At 70.3% G+C, this 18,320-nt stretch carries 17 protein-coding genes and 1 pseudogene; 16 read left to right on the top strand and 2 right to left on the bottom strand.

All coding sequences use genetic code 11. The features are described from left to right. Window positions 1-29: 29 nt before the first annotated feature. The 7 genes from ABE505_RS08475 (at window position 30) to moeB (ending at window position 7,314) form a co-directional block, all read left to right on the top strand. Window positions 30-824 (top strand): RodZ domain-containing protein, encoded by a 795-nt coding sequence (locus tag ABE505_RS08475; RefSeq protein WP_346444154.1) that lies wholly within the window; start codon window positions 30-32, stop codon window positions 822-824. 107 nt (window positions 825-931) lie between these two features. After that, the gene (locus ABE505_RS08470; protein ID WP_346444156.1) at window positions 932-1,564 is read left to right on the top strand and encodes a tetratricopeptide repeat protein; all 633 of its coding nucleotides are present in this window, start codon (window positions 932-934) and stop codon (window positions 1,562-1,564) included. Continuing rightward, on the top strand, window positions 1,564-2,784 hold the full coding sequence (bamB, locus tag ABE505_RS08465) for an outer membrane protein assembly factor BamB (protein WP_346444157.1): 1,221 nt from the start codon (window positions 1,564-1,566) through the stop codon (window positions 2,782-2,784). Before ABE505_RS08470 ends, bamB begins: the two co-directional genes overlap by 1 nt. A gap of 125 nt (window positions 2,785-2,909) precedes the next feature. Then, window positions 2,910-4,319 (top strand): ribosome biogenesis GTPase Der, encoded by a 1,410-nt coding sequence (gene der / locus ABE505_RS08460; protein WP_183427064.1) that lies wholly within the window; start codon window positions 2,910-2,912, stop codon window positions 4,317-4,319. Continuing rightward, a complete protein-coding gene (locus ABE505_RS08455) occupies window positions 4,316-4,903 on the top strand; it encodes a molybdenum cofactor guanylyltransferase (protein WP_346444159.1) in 588 nt (195 codons plus the stop codon). Before der ends, ABE505_RS08455 begins: the two co-directional genes overlap by 4 nt. Then, window positions 4,881-6,131: a gephyrin-like molybdotransferase Glp gene (glp, locus tag ABE505_RS08450; RefSeq protein WP_346444160.1), complete on the top strand. Its 1,251-nt coding sequence runs from the start codon at window positions 4,881-4,883 to the stop codon at window positions 6,129-6,131. Before ABE505_RS08455 ends, glp begins: the two co-directional genes overlap by 23 nt. Before the next feature lie 52 nt (window positions 6,132-6,183). Beyond that, window positions 6,184-7,314: a molybdopterin-synthase adenylyltransferase MoeB gene (gene moeB, locus ABE505_RS08445; RefSeq protein ID WP_346444162.1), complete on the top strand. Its 1,131-nt coding sequence runs from the start codon at window positions 6,184-6,186 to the stop codon at window positions 7,312-7,314. A 7-nt stretch (window positions 7,315-7,321) separates the two neighbouring features. On the opposite strand, the gene ABE505_RS08440 is transcribed toward moeB, so the two are convergent. Then, the gene (locus tag ABE505_RS08440; RefSeq protein WP_346444163.1) at window positions 7,322-8,233 is read right to left on the bottom strand and encodes a LysR family transcriptional regulator; all 912 of its coding nucleotides are present in this window, start codon (window positions 8,231-8,233) and stop codon (window positions 7,322-7,324) included. A 99-nt stretch (window positions 8,234-8,332) separates the two neighbouring features. Here ABE505_RS08440 and ABE505_RS08435 point away from each other — a divergent pair, with 99 nt between their 5' ends. After that, window positions 8,333-9,112, top strand: a complete 780-nt coding sequence (locus tag ABE505_RS08435; RefSeq protein WP_346444165.1) for an SDR family oxidoreductase — start codon at window positions 8,333-8,335, stop codon at window positions 9,110-9,112. A gap of 81 nt (window positions 9,113-9,193) precedes the next feature. Further along, window positions 9,194-10,213: a DUF2272 domain-containing protein gene (locus tag ABE505_RS08430; RefSeq protein ID WP_346444166.1), complete on the top strand. Its 1,020-nt coding sequence runs from the start codon at window positions 9,194-9,196 to the stop codon at window positions 10,211-10,213. A gap of 10 nt (window positions 10,214-10,223) precedes the next feature. Here the strand turns inward: ABE505_RS08430 and ABE505_RS08425 are convergent, their stop codons facing one another. Continuing rightward, window positions 10,224-10,562 (bottom strand): DUF1244 domain-containing protein, encoded by a 339-nt coding sequence (locus tag ABE505_RS08425; protein ID WP_346444168.1) that lies wholly within the window; start codon window positions 10,560-10,562, stop codon window positions 10,224-10,226. Between the two features lie 110 nt (window positions 10,563-10,672). Between ABE505_RS08425 and folD the strand changes: the two genes are divergently transcribed. From folD to guaA (ABE505_RS08390), 7 genes and pseudogenes are all read left to right on the top strand, one after another. Continuing rightward, entirely contained in the window at window positions 10,673-11,551 is an 879-nt protein-coding gene (gene folD / locus ABE505_RS08420; protein ID WP_346444169.1) for a bifunctional methylenetetrahydrofolate dehydrogenase/methenyltetrahydrofolate cyclohydrolase FolD, read from the top strand. Window positions 11,552-11,635: 84 nt separating this feature from the next. After that, entirely contained in the window at window positions 11,636-13,093 is a 1,458-nt protein-coding gene (guaB, locus tag ABE505_RS08415) for an IMP dehydrogenase (protein WP_346444170.1), read from the top strand. 121 nt (window positions 13,094-13,214) lie between these two features. Further along, window positions 13,215-14,795, top strand: a complete 1,581-nt coding sequence (gene guaA / locus ABE505_RS08410) for a glutamine-hydrolyzing GMP synthase (protein WP_346444171.1) — start codon at window positions 13,215-13,217, stop codon at window positions 14,793-14,795. An 80-nt stretch (window positions 14,796-14,875) separates the two neighbouring features. Beyond that, entirely contained in the window at window positions 14,876-15,151 is a 276-nt protein-coding gene (locus tag ABE505_RS08405; RefSeq protein WP_346444173.1) for a DUF1778 domain-containing protein, read from the top strand. Window positions 15,152-15,157: 6 nt separating this feature from the next. Continuing rightward, window positions 15,158-15,673, top strand: coding sequence for a GNAT family N-acetyltransferase (locus ABE505_RS08400; protein WP_346444174.1), 516 nt, complete (start codon window positions 15,158-15,160; stop codon window positions 15,671-15,673). A gap of 177 nt (window positions 15,674-15,850) precedes the next feature. Continuing rightward, window positions 15,851-17,464 (top strand): Fic family protein, encoded by a 1,614-nt coding sequence (locus tag ABE505_RS08395; RefSeq protein WP_346444175.1) that lies wholly within the window; start codon window positions 15,851-15,853, stop codon window positions 17,462-17,464. 24 nt (window positions 17,465-17,488) lie between these two features. Next, window positions 17,489-18,174 (top strand): annotated as a pseudogene (gene guaA, locus ABE505_RS08390) (glutamine-hydrolyzing GMP synthase); the annotation flags it as partial. Window positions 18,175-18,320 lie beyond the last annotated feature (146 nt).

Raw genomic sequence — 18,320 nt, 5'->3', positions numbered from 1 at the left:
GTTCTTCGCACCAGGCCACGCCAGAGACCATGTCTGGGGTCGGAGAGCGCCTGCGCGTTGCACGTGAACAGGCGGGGCTGCGCCTTGCCGATGTCGCCTCGCGGCTCAGGATGCAGCTTCGCGTGGTCGAGGCGCTCGAGGCCGAAGATTGGGGGCGCCTGGGGGCGCAAGTGTTCGTGCGCGGGCAACTGCGCAGCTATCTGCGTCTGCTCGGGCTGCCCGAGTCGTTGGCCGACACCATTCCCGAGGCCACCCAGGTGCGCCCGCCGGAACTGACCCCGCGCACCTACACCCCGCCGATGCAGCGGATGCTGGACAAGGCCATGGGCCGCGCGGTCTATGTCGTGATCACCGCGCTGATCGTCGTGCCGGTCTGGGTGGCGACGCGCCAGCATGTCGACGACACCGGCGAGATCACCGCCTCGCTCGGTGTGCTCGGCGACGAGGCCGCCCCCGCGCAGCCGGTCGGCCCGCGGCCGGTCACCGCGTCGCTGGGCGCGCTGCCCAAGCGCGCGCTCGCGCCCGTACCGACGGCCGAGCCGGCCGCGCGCGATCAGGCCGGGCGCCTGACGCTGCGCTTCAGCGGTCCGAGCTGGGTGGAAATCGTCGGCCACGACGGCCGCCGGATCGAGTCGGCTGAAGTGCCGGCAGGCCAGCAGCGCGAGTTCGCGACTGCCGATGTCCACCGCATCGTGCTGGGCAATGCCGGCGCGGTGGAGGTGCTGCGCGATGGGGTCGTTCAGGATCTGTCCGAGTTTCGCCGATCGAACGTCGCGCGCTTTGAGGTATCCTCCGATCGCGGTTTTGCGCCCGTCGCCGAGTAGTCGCGACCCGCGCTGCACACAGGACCGGCACGGCGCGCGAGTGCTGCAGCCGGTCTGTCGTTTTCCAATGGCAAAGACCCGTCGCCGGCGACGGGCGCAGAGAACATATGGCACTTGATGAGCTGCTGGACGAGCGCGAACAGGGGGAGCGGGTCAAGGCCTGGCTTCGCGACAACGGCCTGGGCCTGATCGGTGGCGTCATCGTGGGCGGGGCCCTGATCTTCGGCTGGCAGTACTGGAAGCAGCGGACCCACGACCAGGCGGCTGCCCAGCACGCCGACTACCAGGCCGCGGTGCTCGACATCCGGTCCGGGGCGCTCGACAAGGCCGGCGAGCGCATCGCCGCGCTGCCCGATTCCACCTATGGCGAACTGGCCGCATTGCAGCTGGCCAAGGCCCAGCTCGATGCCGGCGAGCGCGATGCCGCGATCGCGACGCTGCAGGGCGTCGAGGGCGCCGAACCCGGCGTGGCGGCGGTCGTGCGCCAGCGCCTGGCGCGGCTGCTGATCGACGCCGGCCGAGGCCAGGAGGCGGTCGCGCTGCTCGACGGCGTCGACGATGCGGTCTCGCTGGAAGTGCGCGGCGACGCGCATTTCGCGCTCGACCAGGCCGACCAGGCCCGCGCCGACTACGCCAGCGCGCTGCGCGGCCTCGACAGCGCAGCGCCCCAGCGCGGCCTGGTCGAACTCAAGCTTTCCCAAGTCGGCGGTGCGCCGGACGAACCCGAGGTTGAATCCTGATGACCGAGCACACGGCCCCCGCCGCGGCTTCCCCCGTTCCGTCCCGCGCGTTGCGGTTCGCGGCGATTGCGTTGTGCGCGGTCGCGGTGACCGGCTGCAGCACCGTCCGCGGCTGGTTCGGCAACAGCGAGAAGGCCGATGCCAAGGCCCTGTCGGAGCCCGCCAAGCTGACCGATATCACCCCGTCGGTGACGGTGTCGCGCCTGTGGACCGCCAATGCCGGCAAGGGCGAAGGCCGGCTGGGCGTGCGCCAGGGGCCGGTGGTCGCCGATGGCCGCGTCTATGTCGCCGCGATCAAGGGCGGCGTGCGGGCCCTGGACCTGCAGAGCGGCGCGTCGGTCTGGCGCCATGAATCGGACCTGCGGCTGAGCGGCGGCCCCGGCGTCGGCGACGGCCTGGTCGTGGTCGGCAGCCTGGACGGCGACGTGCTGGCGCTCGATGCGGCCACCGGCGAACAGCGCTGGACCGCCAAGGTCACCAACGAAGTCATCGCCGCGCCGACGATCGGGCAGGGCCTGGTGCTGGTGCGCTCCAACGACGGCCGCGTCACCGCGTTCGACATCGCCAGTGGCGAGCGTCGCTGGTTCTGGGTCCGCGAACTGCCGTCGCTGACCGTCCGTGGCAACGACGCGCCGGTGCTGGGGCCGGGCTTCGTGTTCGTCGGCAACGACGACGGCACGCTCGCCGCACTCGCGCTGGCCGACGGCCGCACGCTGTGGGAGCAGGCGGTCGCCCAGCCCGACGGCCGCACCGAACTCGAGCGCATGGCCGATGTCGACGGCACGCCCGTCCTCGACGAGGCCGTGCTGTTTGCCAGCAGCTACCGGCATCGCACGATGGCGCTCGAAGGCCCGAGCGGCCGTCCGCTGTGGGTCAGCGAGCATGGCGGTTCCAACCGTCCGGCGCTGTCGACCCATCGCGTGGTCGTTACCGACGCCAACGGCACCGTCTGGGCGCTGGACAAGTTCAGCGGCACCGCGGCCTGGCAGCAGCCGGCACTGGCGCGGCGCAACCTCAGCGCGGCAGTGATCCAGGGCGACTACGCCGTGGTCGGCGACCTCGACGGCTATCTGCACTGGCTGCGTCTGGACGACGGCGAGTTCGCCGCGCGCCAGCGCGCCGGCCGCGACCCCATCAAGGGCGCACCGGTCGTCGCCGACGGCGTGCTGGTGGTGCAGACGGTCGACGGCGACGTCAGCGCCTGGCGCCTGAGCCAGTAGGGTTTCGACGCTGCCAATGCGACACTAGGGCCCCGGGCGGTGTCGCCGCCCGGGGCCTCTTCGTTTTCGGGTCGCCGCCACGGTGCCGGCCCTTCCTTCCGCTCTTTCGTTCCGGATCCTGCCGCATGCTCCCGCTCGTCGCCCTCGTGGGCCGCCCCAACGTCGGCAAGTCGACGCTGTTCAACGCGATGACCCGCACCCGCGACGCGCTCGTCCATGACGAGCCGGGCGTCACCCGCGACCGTCACTACGGCGTGTGCCGCCTCGGCGCGCGTCCGTTCGCGCTGGTCGATACCGGCGGCATCGCCGGCGAGAGCGTGCATCTGGAGGAGGCCGGACTGGCCGGCCCGACCGCCAAGCAGTCGCGCGCGGCGGCGGCGGAGGCCGACCTCGTGCTGTTCGTCGTCGACGGCCGTGAGGGCGCCTCGGCGCTCGACGACGAACTGCTGCGCTGGCTGCGCAAGCTCGGCAAGCCGACGTTCCTGATCATCAACAAGACCGACGGGCTCGATGCGCGTGCGGCGATCGCGGACTTCTCGCGCTACGGCTTCACCGACGCGCACGCGGTGTCCTCGGCGCACCGCCACGGCATCGACGAACTCGTCGACGACGTGCTCGAAAAGCTCCCCGAAACCGGGCAGGCCGAGCAGCTCGACACCGACCCCACGCGCATCCGCGTGACCTTCGTCGGCCGCCCGAACGTCGGCAAGTCGACCCTGGTCAACCGCATCCTCGGCGAGGAGCGGATGATCGCCTCGGAGGTCGCCGGCACCACCCGCGACTCGATCGAGGTCGATCTCGAACGCGACGGCCGGCGCTACCGCTTGGTCGACACCGCCGGCATCCGCCGCAAGTCGAAGGTCGACGAGGCGGTGGAGACGTTCTCGATCATCAAGACCCTGCAGGCGATCGAGGCCACTCAGGTCTCGGTGGTGATGATCGACGCCAGCGAGGGCGTCACCGACCAGGACGCGAGCGTGCTCGGCGCAGTGCTCGACTCCGGGCGCGCCCTGGTGGTCGCGGTCAACAAGTGGGACGGGCTGAGCGAGTACCAGCGCGAGCAGACCGAAGCGCTGCTGTCGCGCAAGCTCGCATTCGTGCCCTGGGCCGAGGCGGTGCGCATCAGCGCCAAGCACGGCTCGGGCCTGCGCGAACTGTTCGCCGCGATCCATCGCGCGCACGCCTCGGCCAACTACAAGTTCGGCACGTCCGATGTGACCCGCGCGCTCGAGATCGCCGCCGAGACCAACCCGCCGCCGGTCGTGCGCGGGCATGCGCCCAAGCTGCGCTTCGCGCATCCGGGCGGCGAGAACCCGCCGACGATCGTGGTCCACGGCAACCGCCTGCGCACGCTGCCCGACAGCTATCGCCGGTACCTGGAGAACTTCTTCCGCAAGCGCTTCAAGCTCGTCGGCACCCCGGTGCGCTTCGTGTTCCGCGAGGGCGACAACCCGTACAAGGACAAGAAGAACGTGCTCAGCGAACGCCAGGTCGCCAAGAAGAAGCGGCTGATCCGGCACGTCAAGCGCAAGTGAGCGTGCCGCCCACCGCGGCGGCACTGACCGTCGGCGTGATCGCCGGCGGCCGCGGCTCGCGCCTGGGCGGCCTCGACAAGGCCTGGCTCGAGCAGGGCGGCACAGCGCAGGTGCTGCGCTGGCGCGCGCGCTTCGCCCCGCAGGCAGCGCGGTTCCTGGTCAGCGCCAACCGTGACCTCGCTCGCTACGCAGCCCACGGCATCGAGACCGTGGTCGATCGCACGCCCGATGCCGGGCCGATGTCCGGGCTCGACGCGCTGGCCGCCGCCGTCGACACGCCCTGGCTGCTGACCCTGCCGGTCGATCTGTGCGAGGCCGATGCCCGACTGCTGCCGATGCTGGCCTTGCTGGCCGGCGACACCGGCGCCTGTGCGCAGGACGATGACGGCGTGCAGCCGCTGGTCGCGTTGTGGCCGACCGACGCGCTGCGACGCGGCGCGGCCGAGGCGCTGGCGCGCGGCGACTACGCGGTGCGCGCGTTGCAGAGCCGGCTCGGCATGCGGACCGTCCGATTGGAAGGTGTACGCTTCGGCAACCTCAATACGCCTGACGATCTGATCGATGCCGGAATCGCCGCACCCTGACACCGCCCCGTCCTTTCCCTACCGCGTGCCGTTCGACCAGGCCTGCGCGATCGTCGATGCGGTCGCCGCCGAACGCGCGCTCGAGGTGCAGACGCTGTCGCTGGGCCGTGCCCATGGCCATGTGCTCGCGCGCGATGTCGTCGCCACGTTGCCGCAACCGCCGTTCGACAACTCGGCGATGGACGGTTTCGCGCTGGACCATCACGATCTGGCGGGCGAGGGGACGGCGGTGCTGCAACTGGTCGGCGAGCAGTTCGCCGGCCCGCGTGCGGACGTGCGCATCGCGCGCGGGCAGTGTCTGCGCATCACCACCGGCGCACCGATTCCCGAAGGCGCCAACACCGTGGTGATGAAGGAAAACACGCGCCTGGACGGCGACCGGGTCGAGATCCTGGTGCCACCGCGTCCGGGCCAGCACGTGCGCCGCGCCGGCGAGGATTCCAAGGTCGGCGACCGCCTGCTGCATGCCGGCGAAGTGCTGACCCCGAGCCGGATCGCACTCGCGGCCTCCCAGGGCCTGGCGCAGTTGGAGGTCGTGCGCCGGCCGACGGTGGCGGTGTTCGCGACCGGCGACGAACTCGTCGAGCCGGGCATGCCGTTGCAGCCCGGGCAGATCTACAACTCCAACCGCGAGCAGCTGATGGGCCTGCTGCGCGCCGAGGGCCTGGAGCCGGTCGCGTTCCCGACGCTGCCAGACAACCCGGCGCAGATCGCCTCGGCGCTGCGCCATGCCGGCGAGGCCTTCGACATCGTGCTGACCTGCGGTGGCGTGTCGGCCGGCGAAAAGGACCACCTGCCCGAACTGCTGCAGCGCCGCGGCAGCGTGCGCCTGTGGAAGACGATGATGAAGCCGGGCATGCCGCTGCTGCTGGCCGAGGGCGGGACGCTGGGGCCGGCGCTGTTCCTGTGCCTGCCGGGCAATCCGGTCTCGGTGCTGGCCACGTGGCTGGCGGTCGGCCGGCGCCTGGTCGATGGCCTGCAGCGGCGCGCCCCGCGGCCGATCCGGCGCGCGCGCCTGCGCGATGCGTGGACCAAGAAGCACGGGCGGCTGGAATTCCTGCGCGGGCGCTGGTCGATCGACGAGGACGGCGTGTCGCGCGTCGAACCCAACCCCGCCGACGGCTCGCACCGGATGCAGGCGGCGGCCGATTCGGACGTGCTGATCGTGCTCGAGGCCGGCGCGCGCGAGTACCCGGCCGACAGCGTGGTCGAAGTCGTGCCGTACTGAGCGATCCGGCGGTGGGACGACCCGGTCGCCCGCGACGGGCGATAATCGGCGCATGAGCATTCCCGAGATCTCCCCCGACGAGGCCCTGCGCCGTCGCCGGGTCGGCGTGCGCCTGATCGACGTGCGCGACGCCCACGAGCGCGTGACCGGCATGGCCGAAGGCGCCGAAGGCGTCGACCGCGCGACGCTCGAAGCCGCGCCCCAGACGCACGTGCCCGACCGCGCCGCGCCGCTGCTGCTGATCTGCCAGAGCGGCCGGCGTTCGCTGCAGGCCGCGCACGCGCTGGCCGCGGCCGGCTACACCGACATCGCCTCGGTCGCCGGCGGCACCAGCCGCTGGCAGGCCGAGGGGTTGCCGACGACGTTGCCCGATGGCGATATCGACCTGGATTTCCACGACCGTTACTCGCGGCACCTGCGCCTGCCCGAGATCGGCCTGGCGGGGCAGCGCCGGCTGGCCGAGGCCACGGTGCTGGTGATCGGGGCGGGCGGCCTCGGCTCGCCGGCCGCGTACTACCTCGCCGCGGCCGGCGTGGGCACGTTGCGCATCGCCGACGACGATGTCGTCGACCGCAGCAACCTGCAGCGGCAGATCCTGCATGCCGAGGACCGCATCGGCCAGCCCAAGGTCGCCTCGGCTGCGGCCACGCTCGGCGCGCTGAACCCGCGCACGCGGATCGAGGCGGTCGCCGAGCGCGTCACCAGCGCCAACATCGACAGGCTGATCGACGGCGTCGATGTGGTGCTCGATGGCGCCGACAACTTCCCGGTCCGCTACCTGCTCAACGACGCCTGCGTGTTGCACCGCAAACCGCTGGTCTACGGCGCCGTGCACCGCTTCGAGGGCCAGGTCAGCGTGTTCGACGCCGGACGCGCGCGTGGCCGTTGCCCCTGTTATCGCTGCCTGTTTCCCGAGCCGCCCCCGGCGGAAGCCGCCCCGAACTGCTCGGAAGTCGGCGTGCTGGGTGTGCTGCCGGGCGTGATCGGCCTGCTGCAGGCAACCGAAGTGCTCAAATTGCTGATCGGCATCGGCGAGCCGCTGCGCGGGCGCCTGCTGCAGTTCGATGCACTGCGGATGCGCTTTCGCGAGACCCGGCTGGGCGCCGATCCCGACTGCCCACTGTGCGCACCGGGCCGCGACTTCCCCGGCTACATCGACTACGCGGCGTTCTGCGCCGGCTGAGCCGGCCTCAGGGCGCGGATACCGGCTCGACGAGCGGCGCGATGACCCCGTCGAGCCAGCCGATCAGCACCTGCACCAGTCGCGAGCCGCGCTGCGGCCCCGGATAGAGCACGCTGACCGGCACGCTCGGCGGCGGCGTATCGGGCAGCAGCTCGCACAGCCGGCCGGCCGCGAGCAGGTCGGCGACGTCGTAGCGCGGCACCTGGATCGCGCCCAGCCCGGCCAGCGCGCAGGCGATGTAGGTCTCGGCATTGCCGACCCCGACCCGTCCGGTCATCGGGCGGGTGACCAGGCCGTCCGCGGACTGGAATTCCCAGGGCTCCGCCCGCCCGCCGGGCGACTGGCCGAAGTGGATCGCCGGCAGGGCCGCCAGCGCGTCCAGGTCGGCGACCGGCCCGTGCCGGGCGAGCAGGGCGGGCGCGGCGCAGGTCACCTGTTGCAGTTGCCCAAGCGGGCGTGCGACCAGGTCGAGGTCGCCGATCGGCCCGACCCGCAGCACGCAGTCGATGCCGTCGCCCACCAGATTGCTCAAGCGATCGCTGCCGCCCAGCTCGATCGCGATGCCGGGATAGGCCGCGAGAAACGCGGGCAGGGCGGGGGCGAGCAGCAGGCGCGCCATCCGCGCCGGGGCCTCGACCCGCAGCAGGCCGCTGGGCTGGGCGGCCGGCTGGAACAGCTGCGCGATGCCCTCGGCGTCGGCCAGCAGTTCGACACCGCGCGCGTACAGCCGCTCGCCGTCACTGCTGAGCCGGACCTGGCGGGTCGTGCGCTGGAACAGCCGCGTGCCCAGATGCCGCTCCAACTGGCCGATGGCGGCCGAGACCGACGACGGCGCCAGCCCCTCGAGTTCCGCTGCGCGACTGAAGCTGCCGCAGTCGGCCACGCGGCGGAACAGCGCGAGATGGCGCAACAGATCCATGATTATTCGGTAGCGCCGAAAACAAACTGTCGATTCATCGTGTTTATTCGAGCCGGGGGCTGCGGTCAACTGGGGACTCCCCCATCGCAGGAGCATGGCATGTCCAAGATCGACCATTCGCTGCACGGCAAGACGGTGCTGATCGCCGGTGGCGCGAAGAACCTCGGCGGGCTGATCGCCCGCGATCTGGCCTGGAACGGCGCCAGCGCAGTGCTGATCCACCATCACGATGCCGACTCGCTTCCGGCCGCGCAGGAGACCGCGCGCGCCGTCCAGGCGGCCGGCGCCAAGGCCGAGATCTTCTCCGGCGACCTGACCCGTCCGGACAACGTCGCCGCGCTGTTCGATGCCGGTGTGTCGGCCTTCGGCCATATCGACATCGCCATCAACACCGTCGGCATGGTGCTCAAGAAGCCGCTGACCGAGATCGGCGAGGCCGAGTACGACAAGATGTTCGACATCAACGCCAAGGCGGCGTTCTTCTTCCTGCAGCAGGCCGGCCTGAAAGTGGCCGACCACGGCAAGGTGCTGACCCTGGTGACCTCGCTGCTCGGTGCCTTCACCCCGTACTACGCCGCCTACGCCGGCGCCAAGGCGCCGGTGGAACACTTCACCCGCGCCGCCGCCAAGGAGTTCGGGGCGCGCGGCATCTCGGTGACCGCGATCGGACCGGGGCCGATGGACACGCCGTTCTTCTACGGCCAGGAGGACAAGGACGCCGTGGCCTACCACCGCTCGGCCGCGGCGCTGTCGGGCTGCAGCCGCACCGGCCTGACCGATATCGAGGACGTGGTGCCGTTCGTCCGGCACCTGGTCAGCGAGGGCTGGTGGATCACCGGCCAGACCCTGCTGATCAACGGCGGCTACACGACCAAGTAAGCGGCGACGCGCCCGCCCACCGGCCTTCACACGGGGCGGGGCACGATGAGTCCCATCCTGCCCCCGCTCCCGAGGTTGCGCATGTCGTCACGCTGGCTCTGTCTGTTGGTCCTGGCCTGGCTGCTCGTGTGGCCGCCGGGCGCGTCCGCCGCCGACCCGTGCCCGTTACTGCGCGCGCAGGTGGCGGCGCCGGACCCGGCGACGCGGCTGGCCGCGGTGGCCTGCGAGGAGCACCAGACCTGGCACCGGCCGTTCATCGATGTGGACGGGCGTTACGCGGGGTCGACCGTGCGCGAGGCCGAAACCGCGCTGCTGACCAATGGCGAGCAGGCCTGGCGCCGGGTCGCGGGCTATTGGGTGGGCGCCGGCCTGCTGCCCCGGCTGCAGCACCGGCCGGGCGCCGGCGAATGCGCCTACGCGGCCTACGGCGGTGCGCCGTCGCCCGGGTGCCGGGCGTTCCTGGTCGATGTGCCGTGGTCTGCGGCGTTCGTGTCCTGGACCGCGCGGCGCGCCGCGCTGCCCGGCTTCGAGGGCTCGCCCAGCCACGTCGACTACGTGCGCGCGGCCTACCGCAACCCCGAGACCAGCGCCTACCGCGTCGCCAACCCGGTGAGTGCGCGGCCGGCGCGCGGCGACCTGCTGTGCTACGTGCGCGCCGCCAACCGTGTGTTCGGCTTCGCCGGCCTGGCGACGCTGCTCAGCAGCGAGGACAGCGGGCTGGGCATGCACTGCGATGTCGTCGTCGGCGCGGCTGCCGAGGGCGGCAATGTCGCGTACCTGGTCGGCGGCAACGTGCTCGACGGCGTGACCATGCGGATGCTGCCGCTCTCGGCCGGCGGGCAGTTCGCCGCATTGCCGATGCGCACGCTCGACGATGTGCCGTGCACGCCCGACACGCCGGACGCCTGCAGCGCCAACCGCCAGGACTGGGCGGTGCTGCTGCAACTGCGGCCGGCGCAGGAACTGGCCGCGTTGCAGCCGGCGATGCCGCTGGTGCTGCCGACGGCGCCGACGCCCGTGCTGCCGACGCCCGGCCAGCCCTCGGCCCCGATGTGCTGCGTGGAATGCAGCGTCGGCGACGGCCTGCCGCGCTGCCCGTGACGCGCGCGCGTCAGCCCGCGTGCGTGCGCTGGCTCGCGGCGAACGCGGCCTGTTGCTCCGGTGTCGCCTCGCGCTGGTGCTGCGCCTTCCAGGTCTCGAACGGCATGCCGTAGAACGCCTCGCGTGCCGCGGCCTTGTCGAAGTCCACGCCTTCGGCGCGCACCGCATCGCCATACCAATCGGCCAGGCAGTTGCGGCAGAAGCCGGCCAGGATCATCAGATCGATGTTCTGCACGTCCGGTCGGGCCTCGAGCAGATGCGCGCGCAGGCGCCGGAACGTCGCGGCCTCGGCGCGGATGCGGGCGTCCTCGGACAGCGGAGCGGGCGTGGCCGCGGGCGTATCGGTCATGGTCGATCCAGGGGCAGGGGAGGCCGACAGCATCGGCAGTGCTGCCGACGTCTGCAAGCCGAGCCCCGAATCAGGGACAATGGGGCGCTCTTTCGCCGCACGACGCCCGCATGACCGCCGCAGACCCCGTTCCGGCCCGAATCCTCGATGGCAAGCGCATTGCCGACACCCTGCTCGACGAACTGCGCGTGCGCGTGGATGCGCGCATCGCCGGCGGCGGGACGCGCCCGGGGCTGGCGGTGGTGCTGGTCGGCAGCGACCCGGCCTCGCAGTCCTACGTGCGCAACAAGCGCCGCGCCGCGCAGAAGGTCGGCATCCAGGCCTTCGACTTCGACCTGCCCGTCGGCACGACCGAGGCCGAGCTGGTCGCGCTGATCGACCGCCTCAACGCCGACCCCGCCGTGCACGGCATCCTGGTCCAGCTACCGCTGCCGGGCATCGACGACGCGAGCCGGCTGATCGAGCGCATCGACCCGCGCAAGGACGTCGACGGTTTCCATCCGGCGAACGTCGGCCACCTGGCGCTGCGCCAGTTCGGCCTGCGCCCGTGCACGCCGCGCGGCATCACCACGCTGCTGGCCTACACCGACCGCCCGGTGCGCGGCGCCAGCGCCACGATCGTCGGCGTCAGCAACCACGTCGGCCGGCCGATGGCGCTGGAACTGATGATCGCCGGCTGCACGGTGACCACCTGTCACCGCTTTACGCCGCCGGACGTACTGCGCCGCCATGTCGGCGAGGCCGACATCCTGGTCGTCGCCGTCGGCCGCCCCGGGCTGATCCCCGGCGACTGGGTCAAGCCCGGCGCGGTGGTGATCGATGTCGGCATCAACCGGCTCGACGACGGCCGCCTGGTCGGCGATGTCGGCTTTGTCGAGGCCGCGCGGCGGGCCAGCTGGATCACGCCGGTGCCAGGCGGTGTCGGGCCGATGACCGTGGCCACGTTGATGCAGAACACGATCGAAGCGGCCGAGCAGGCCGGCACTTAGCGCGACATCCGCGGCGTCCGGTCGCGGCGCGCCGGGGCCGCAAACGCGATAGAATGGCGCGCTTCCTCCTCCCCGGCACCCCGCATGCTGCGCATCCAGGCCGAAGCACTCACCTACGACGACGTCTCGCTCGTTCCCGCCCACTCGATCGTCCTGCCCAAGGACGTCCGCCTCGCCACGCGGCTGACCCGCGACCTGCGCCTGAACCTGCCGATCGTCTCGGCGGCGATGGACACGGTGACCGAGGCGCGCCTGGCCATCGCGATGGCGCAGATGGGCGGCATCGGCATCGTGCACAAGAACCTGAGCGTCGAGCGCCAGGCGGCCGAGGTGGCCCGGGTCAAGAACTTCGAAGCCGGCGTCATCCGCGAACCTTTCACCGTGGGCCCGGACACCAGCATCGGCGAAGTGCTGCGCCTGACCCGTGCACGCAACATCTCCGGCGTGCCGGTGGTCGACGGCGGCAAGCTGGTGGGCATCGTCACCGGGCGTGACATGCGCTTTGAGACCAAGCTCGACGACCCGGTGCGCAACGTCATGACCAAGCACGACCGCCTGGTCACCGTGCGCGAGGGCGCGAGCGAGGACGAGGTGCTGGCGCTGCTGCACAAGCACCGCATCGAGAAAGTGCTGGTGGTCAACGACGCCTTCGCACTGCGCGGCCTGATCACCGTCAAGGACATCCAAAAAGCCCACGACAACCCCAATGCCGCCAAGGACGCCGACGAGCAACTGCTGGTGGGCGCGGCGGTCGGCGTGGGCGGCGACACCGAAGCGCGCGTCGAGGCGCTGGTCGCAGCCGGCGTGGACGTGATCATCGTCGACACCGCGCACGGCCACTCGCAGGGCGTGCTCGACCGCGTGAACTGGGTCAAGAAGACCTATCCCAAGGTCCAGGTCATCGGCGGCAACATCGTCACCGGCGACGCGGCCAAGGCGCTGGAAGACGCCGGCGCGGACGCGGTGAAGGTGGGCGTGGGCCCCGGTTCGATCTGCACCACGCGCGTCGTTGCCGGCGTCGGCGTGCCGCAGATCACCGCGATCGACTTCGTCGCCGAAGCGCTGCAGGACCGCATCCCGCTGATCGCCGACGGCGGCATCCGTTACTCGGGCGACATCGGCAAGGCCCTGGCGGCCGGCGCCTCGACGGTGATGATCGGCGGCCTGTTCGGCGGCACCGAGGAATCGCCCGGCGAGGTCGAACTGTTCCAGGGCCGCAGCTACAAGAGCTACCGCGGCATGGGCAGCCTGGGCGCGATGGAGCAGGGCAGCAAGGACCGGTATTTCCAGGATTCGTCCGACGCCGACAAGCTCGTGCCTGAGGGCATCGAGGGCCGCGTGCCGTACCGCGGCCCGCTGGCCGGCATCGTCCACCAACTCGCCGGCGGCCTGCGCGCCACGATGGGCTACGTGGGCTGCGCAACGATCGAAGACATGCGCACCAAACCGCAGTTCGTGAAGATCACCGGCGCCGGCCAGCGCGAGAGCCACGTCCACGACGTGACGATCACCAAGCAGCCGCCGAACTACCAGGCCGGCTGACGCCGCGCCGCCACGCACCGATCCGGGATTCGCGCAAGCGGATCCCGTTTCGTATCCGGCCCCCCACCTTCCGTTTCCCCAGCGCGCCCGCGCCCTCACCCGACACGACAAGCCCACGCCGATGACCGACCTGCACAGCGACAAGATCCTGATCCTCGACTTCGGCGCGCAGTACACGCAGCTGATCGCCCGCCGCATCCGCGAGTTGGGCGTGTACTGCGAAATCTGGGCCTGGGACCACGACCCGGCGCAGATCGCCGCATTCGCGCCCAAGGGCATCATCCTGTCCGGCGGCCCCGAATCGACGACCGAGCACGGCTCGCCGCGCGCCCCGCAGCAGGTGTTCGACAGCGGCCTGCCGCTGCTGGGCATCTGCTACGGCATGCAGACAATGGCCAAGCAACTGGGCGGGGAGACCGAATCGGCCGACGCGCGCGAGTACGGCCACGCGGAAGTGGCCATCGTCGCCCAGGACCGTCTGTTCGACGGCCTGAGCGACCACGCAGGCGCCCAGCGCCTGGACGTGTGGATGAGCCACGGCGACCACGTCAGTGTCGCGCCGCCGGACTTCACCGTCACCGCCACCACCGACCGCGTGCCGGTGGCCGCGTTCGCCCACGAGGCCAAGCGCTGGTACGGCGTGCAGTTCCACCCCGAAGTCACCCACACCAAGCAGGGCCAGGTGCTGCTGCGCCGCTTCGTCGTCGACATCTGTGGCTGCGCCACGCTGTGGACCGCGGCCAACATCATCGACGACCAGATCGCGCGCGTGCGCGAGACCGTGGGCCAGGACGAGGTGATCCTGGGCCTATCCGGCGGCGTGGACTCGTCCGTCGTCGCCGCCTTGCTGCACAAGGCCATCGGCGACCGGCTGACCTGCGTGTTCGTCGACACCGGCCTGCTGCGCTTCCAGGAAGGCGACCAGGTGATGGCGACCTTCGCCGATGCCTCCAGCGCGCATGGCCTTGGCATCCGCGTCATCCGCATCGACGCGCGCGAGCGCTACTTCAAGGCGCTGGCCGGCGTGAGCGACCCCGAGGCCAAGCGCAAGATCATCGGCAACCTGTTCGTCGAGATCTTCGACGAAGAGTCCGGCAAGCTCAGCAATGCCAAGTGGCTGGCGCAGGGCACCATTTACCCCGACGTAATCGAATCGGCCGGCAGCAAGACCGGAAAGGCCCACGTCATCAAGAGCCACCACAACGTGGGCGGCCTGCCCGAGCACATGAAGCTGGGCCTGGTGGAACCGCTGCGCGAACTGTTCAAGGACGAAGTGCGGCGCCTGGGCGTGGAACTGGGCCTGCCGCGCGAGATGGTCTACCGCCACCCGTTCCCCGGCCCCGGCCTGGGCGTGCGCATCCTGGGCGAAGTGAAGGCCGAATACGCCGAGATCCTGGCCCGCGCCGACCACATCTTCATCGAGGAACTGCGCCGCGCCGACCTCTACGACAAGACCAGCCAGGCCTTCGCGGTGTTCCTGCCGGTCAAGTCCGTCGGCGTCGTCGGCGATGCCCGCGCCTACGAATGGGTGATCTCGCTGCGGGCAGTCGAGACCATCGACTTCATGACCGCCCACTGGGCGCACCTGCCGTACGACTTCCTGGGCCGCGTCTCGAATCGGATCATCAATGAGGTGCGTGGGGTGTCGCGGGTGGTGTACGACATCAGCGGGAAGCCGCCGGCGACGATTGAGTGGGAGTGAACGGCGCGCTACCCGGCGATTCGCGTCATTTGCTTCCGTCTTCGTGCGTACGGTAGATTTCCGTACACAGGAGGATTCCCATGAACAGCACAGCCGCCCGTCTGGATCTTAGGATCGACGCTCGGGACAAGGACCGGATCGCCCGCGCCGCCGCCTTGCGCGGTATGCCGGTGTCCGCGTTCGTGCGCAGTGCCGTGCTTCGGGAGGCGGACACGGCCATCGCGGCGGATACAACCGTCGCGCTGTCTCCGGCGGAATCTCGCCACTTCCTTGCGGCACTGGATGCGCCATTCCAGCCCAACGATCGCCTGCAGAAGGCGATGAATAGCGCCGCCCGCCTCACCGATCCGCGCTGAAGGCGCATGGCACTCAGTTTCGTGCTGCTGGACAAGCGGCTGCACGATAGAGCCGGATTCTCATGCGGCGTTGCCGCGCTGGATGACTACCTGCGCCGGCAGGCGAGTCAGCACCACCGCGACGGAATTGCGACCACGCACGTCCTTGTAGACGACAGCGCACCTAGGCAAGTGCTCGGTTACTGCGCGTTGTCTGCCGCCCAGTTGCAGCTGGAAGAACTCGAGCCGGGTGATCGCGCTCGGCTTCCCGCCTATCCGATTCCCGCGATCCGGATGGCGCGGCTGGCGGTCAATACCGACGCGCAGGGCCGGGGATACGGCCAGTTGCTGGTCGGACATGCGGTAAACATCGCCTTGGCAACACGGCAGACCCTTGGCGTGCGCGTACTGATCGTGGATGCCAAGGACGACGCGGCAGCGCGCTTCTACGAAGTCTACGGTTTCCGGCGCACTGCATCGCACTCGCTGGCCCTCTACCTGCCCATCTCCACGGCCTGCTCCATCGCATCAGCCTCGGCATAGCGTCCCGTCGCGGCCGGCTCAAAGGCGCTTGCGGTCCCACCGCTGCGGCACGATAATCAAAATCATGCATTTCAATCAATTTGTAATCGATTCTGTCCGCCCGTAATCCGGACGATGCACGAGCGCGGGTCCATCGTCAGCGCTCCCGTCGAAAAAGGGGAGTCCAGGAGCCATGCGATGAACGATCTGCCAGCCGATCCGATCGGTGCCGCGTGGCTCGCCCGGTGCTTTGAAGTGCTGCCCGTCGGGCGATTGCCGGTGCTCAGCCAGATAGGCGGGCGACGGGCGACGGCGGTCGAGGACGGCTTCCGTCTGGAAACCTACCAGGAGGCGATGCGGCCGTCCTCAGAACCCGCCGCGCACCTGCAGTTCCATCTTCGCCACGAAGTGCCGCACCTGGAGTTCCTGGCCCGGCTGTTCGCGCGCAGCGGGCCGGCCTTCGTCCAGGCCTGGGTGGATGCAGAGCCCACGGGCCAGTACGCCCGGCGGGCGGCTTTCCTGTACGAATGGCTGACCGGCGATGCCTTGCAAGTGCCGGCGCGGCTCGGCGGCAACTACGTCGATGCGATCGACAGCGCCAAGCTGGTCGCCGCCTCGCCTGCCCAGGTGGGCAAGGTCCAGCGCTGGCGGGTCAACGACAACCTGCCGGGCACCCGGTGGTTCTGCCCGACGGTGGTCAAGACCGAGACCGTGCTCCGCGCCGCGGACCTGGACGTGCGCGCGCTGTTCGGTGCGCTGGCGAGCGAGTTCGGCGAGGACCTCCTGATGCGCGCGGCGGCCTGGATGACGCTGCGAGAGAGCCGCGCCAGTTTCGCCATCGAGGGCGAGGCAGACCAGGACAGCCGCATCCAGCGCTTCGCCGACGTGATGGCCCGGCGCACCGGCCAGGACGCGCCCCCGCTGACCCACGAGGCACTCGCCGAACTGCAGCGCGAGATCCTGGGCGACAGGACCACGCTCGTGCATTTCGGCATCCGCCAGTCGCCCGTCTTCGTCGGCGAGCGGATGCGCTACGAGGAAGTCGTGCACTACGTGGCACCGATGCCGGCGGATGTGCCACCGATGCTGGAGGGCCTGCGCGTCTTTCTGCATAGGACGCAGGGGCAGTCGCCGGTGATGCGCAGTGCCGTGGTGGCGTTCGGTTTCGTCTACATCCATCCGCTGGCCGACGGCAACGGCCGCGTGCACCGCTTCCTCGTCAACGACACGCTGCGCCGGGACGGGGTGGTGCCGGACCCCGTGATCCTGCCGGTGTCGGCCGTCATCACCGACGACGCCGGCGAGCGGCGCGGCTACGACCGCGTCCTGGACCGGGTCTCGCGGCCGTTGATGGAGAGGGTACGGGAGCTCGTAGCGTTCGAGCCCACGTTGACCACCTATCCGGACGGCGTGGCGTCGAATTTCGCGTTCACCGGTGCCGAAGTGGCTCGGCCGGTCTGGCGCTATCCCGACCTCGGGCCACACGTGGTCTATCTGTCGGATGTCATCGACCGCACGCTGACCGAGCAGATGCGCGAGGAATCGCGTTACCTGCGAAGCCATGCGCGCGCGCGCGCCGGGCTGAAGGAGATCGTGGAGATGCCCGACCATCAGGCCGACCGCGTGCTGCGCTCGATTGAGCAGAATCGCGGGGACCTGAGCAACGTGCTGGCCAAAGAGATGCCGGTGTTGAAGACGCCTGGTGTGTGGGACGACATCGTCGCGGCGGTGACGCTGGCGTTCAGCGATGGTGAGCCGGCAGATGCGTTGGCCGTGGAGCGCTACCGGCCGGAGCGGCCAGTAGGACGCTAGATGCGTAAGCTCAGCTCATTCTGCGCGCTGGCCGGCGTCAGCGACCCCGAGGCCAAGCGCAAGATCATCGGCAACCTGTTCGTCGAGATCTTCGACGAAGAGTCCGGCAAGCTCAGCAATGCCAAGTGGCTGGCGCAGGGCACCATTTACCCCGACGTAATCGAATCGGCCGGCAGCAAGACCGGCAAGGCGCACGTCATCAAGAGCCACCACAACGTGGGCGGCCTGCCCGAGCACATGAAGCTGGGCCTGGTCGAACCGCTGCGCGAGCTGTTCAAGGACGAAGTGCGGCGCCTGGGCGTGGAACTGGGCCTGCCGCGCGAGATGGTCTACCGCCACCCGTTCCCGGGCCCCGGCCTGGGCGTGCGCATCCTGGGCGAAGTGAAGGCCGAATACGCCGAGATCCTGGCCCGCGCCCACATCTTCATCGAGGAACTGCGCAAGGCCGACCTCTACGACAAGACCAGCCAGGCGTTCGCGGTGTTCCTGCCGGTCAAGTCCGTCGGCGTCGTCGGCGACGCCCGCGCCTACGAGTGGGTGATCTCGCTGCGCGCCGTGGAAACCATCGACTTTATGACCGCCCACTGGGCGCACCTGCCGTACGACTTCCTGGGCCGCGTCTCCAACCGGATCATCAACGAAGTGCGCGGGTGTCGCGGGTGGTGTACGACATCAGTTGGAAGCCGCCGGCGACGATTGAGTGGGAGTGAGAACCGCCCGCCGGCCGCTAGGGCGAAGGCCCGGGTGTAATGACCCAGTGATTTCCTGCTCAGGTGCTACCTTTTGAGGAGAGCACGATGAGCCAAGTGATGGACGAAGAGATCAAACGTTGGACGGCGCGGCGCAAGTCGGCGCT

It is taken from the genome of Luteimonas sp. TWI382, from assembly GCF_039674545.1.
GTDB lineage: Bacteria > Pseudomonadota > Gammaproteobacteria > Xanthomonadales > Xanthomonadaceae > Luteimonas.
This window is presented reverse-complemented; position numbering and strand designations above follow the sequence as displayed.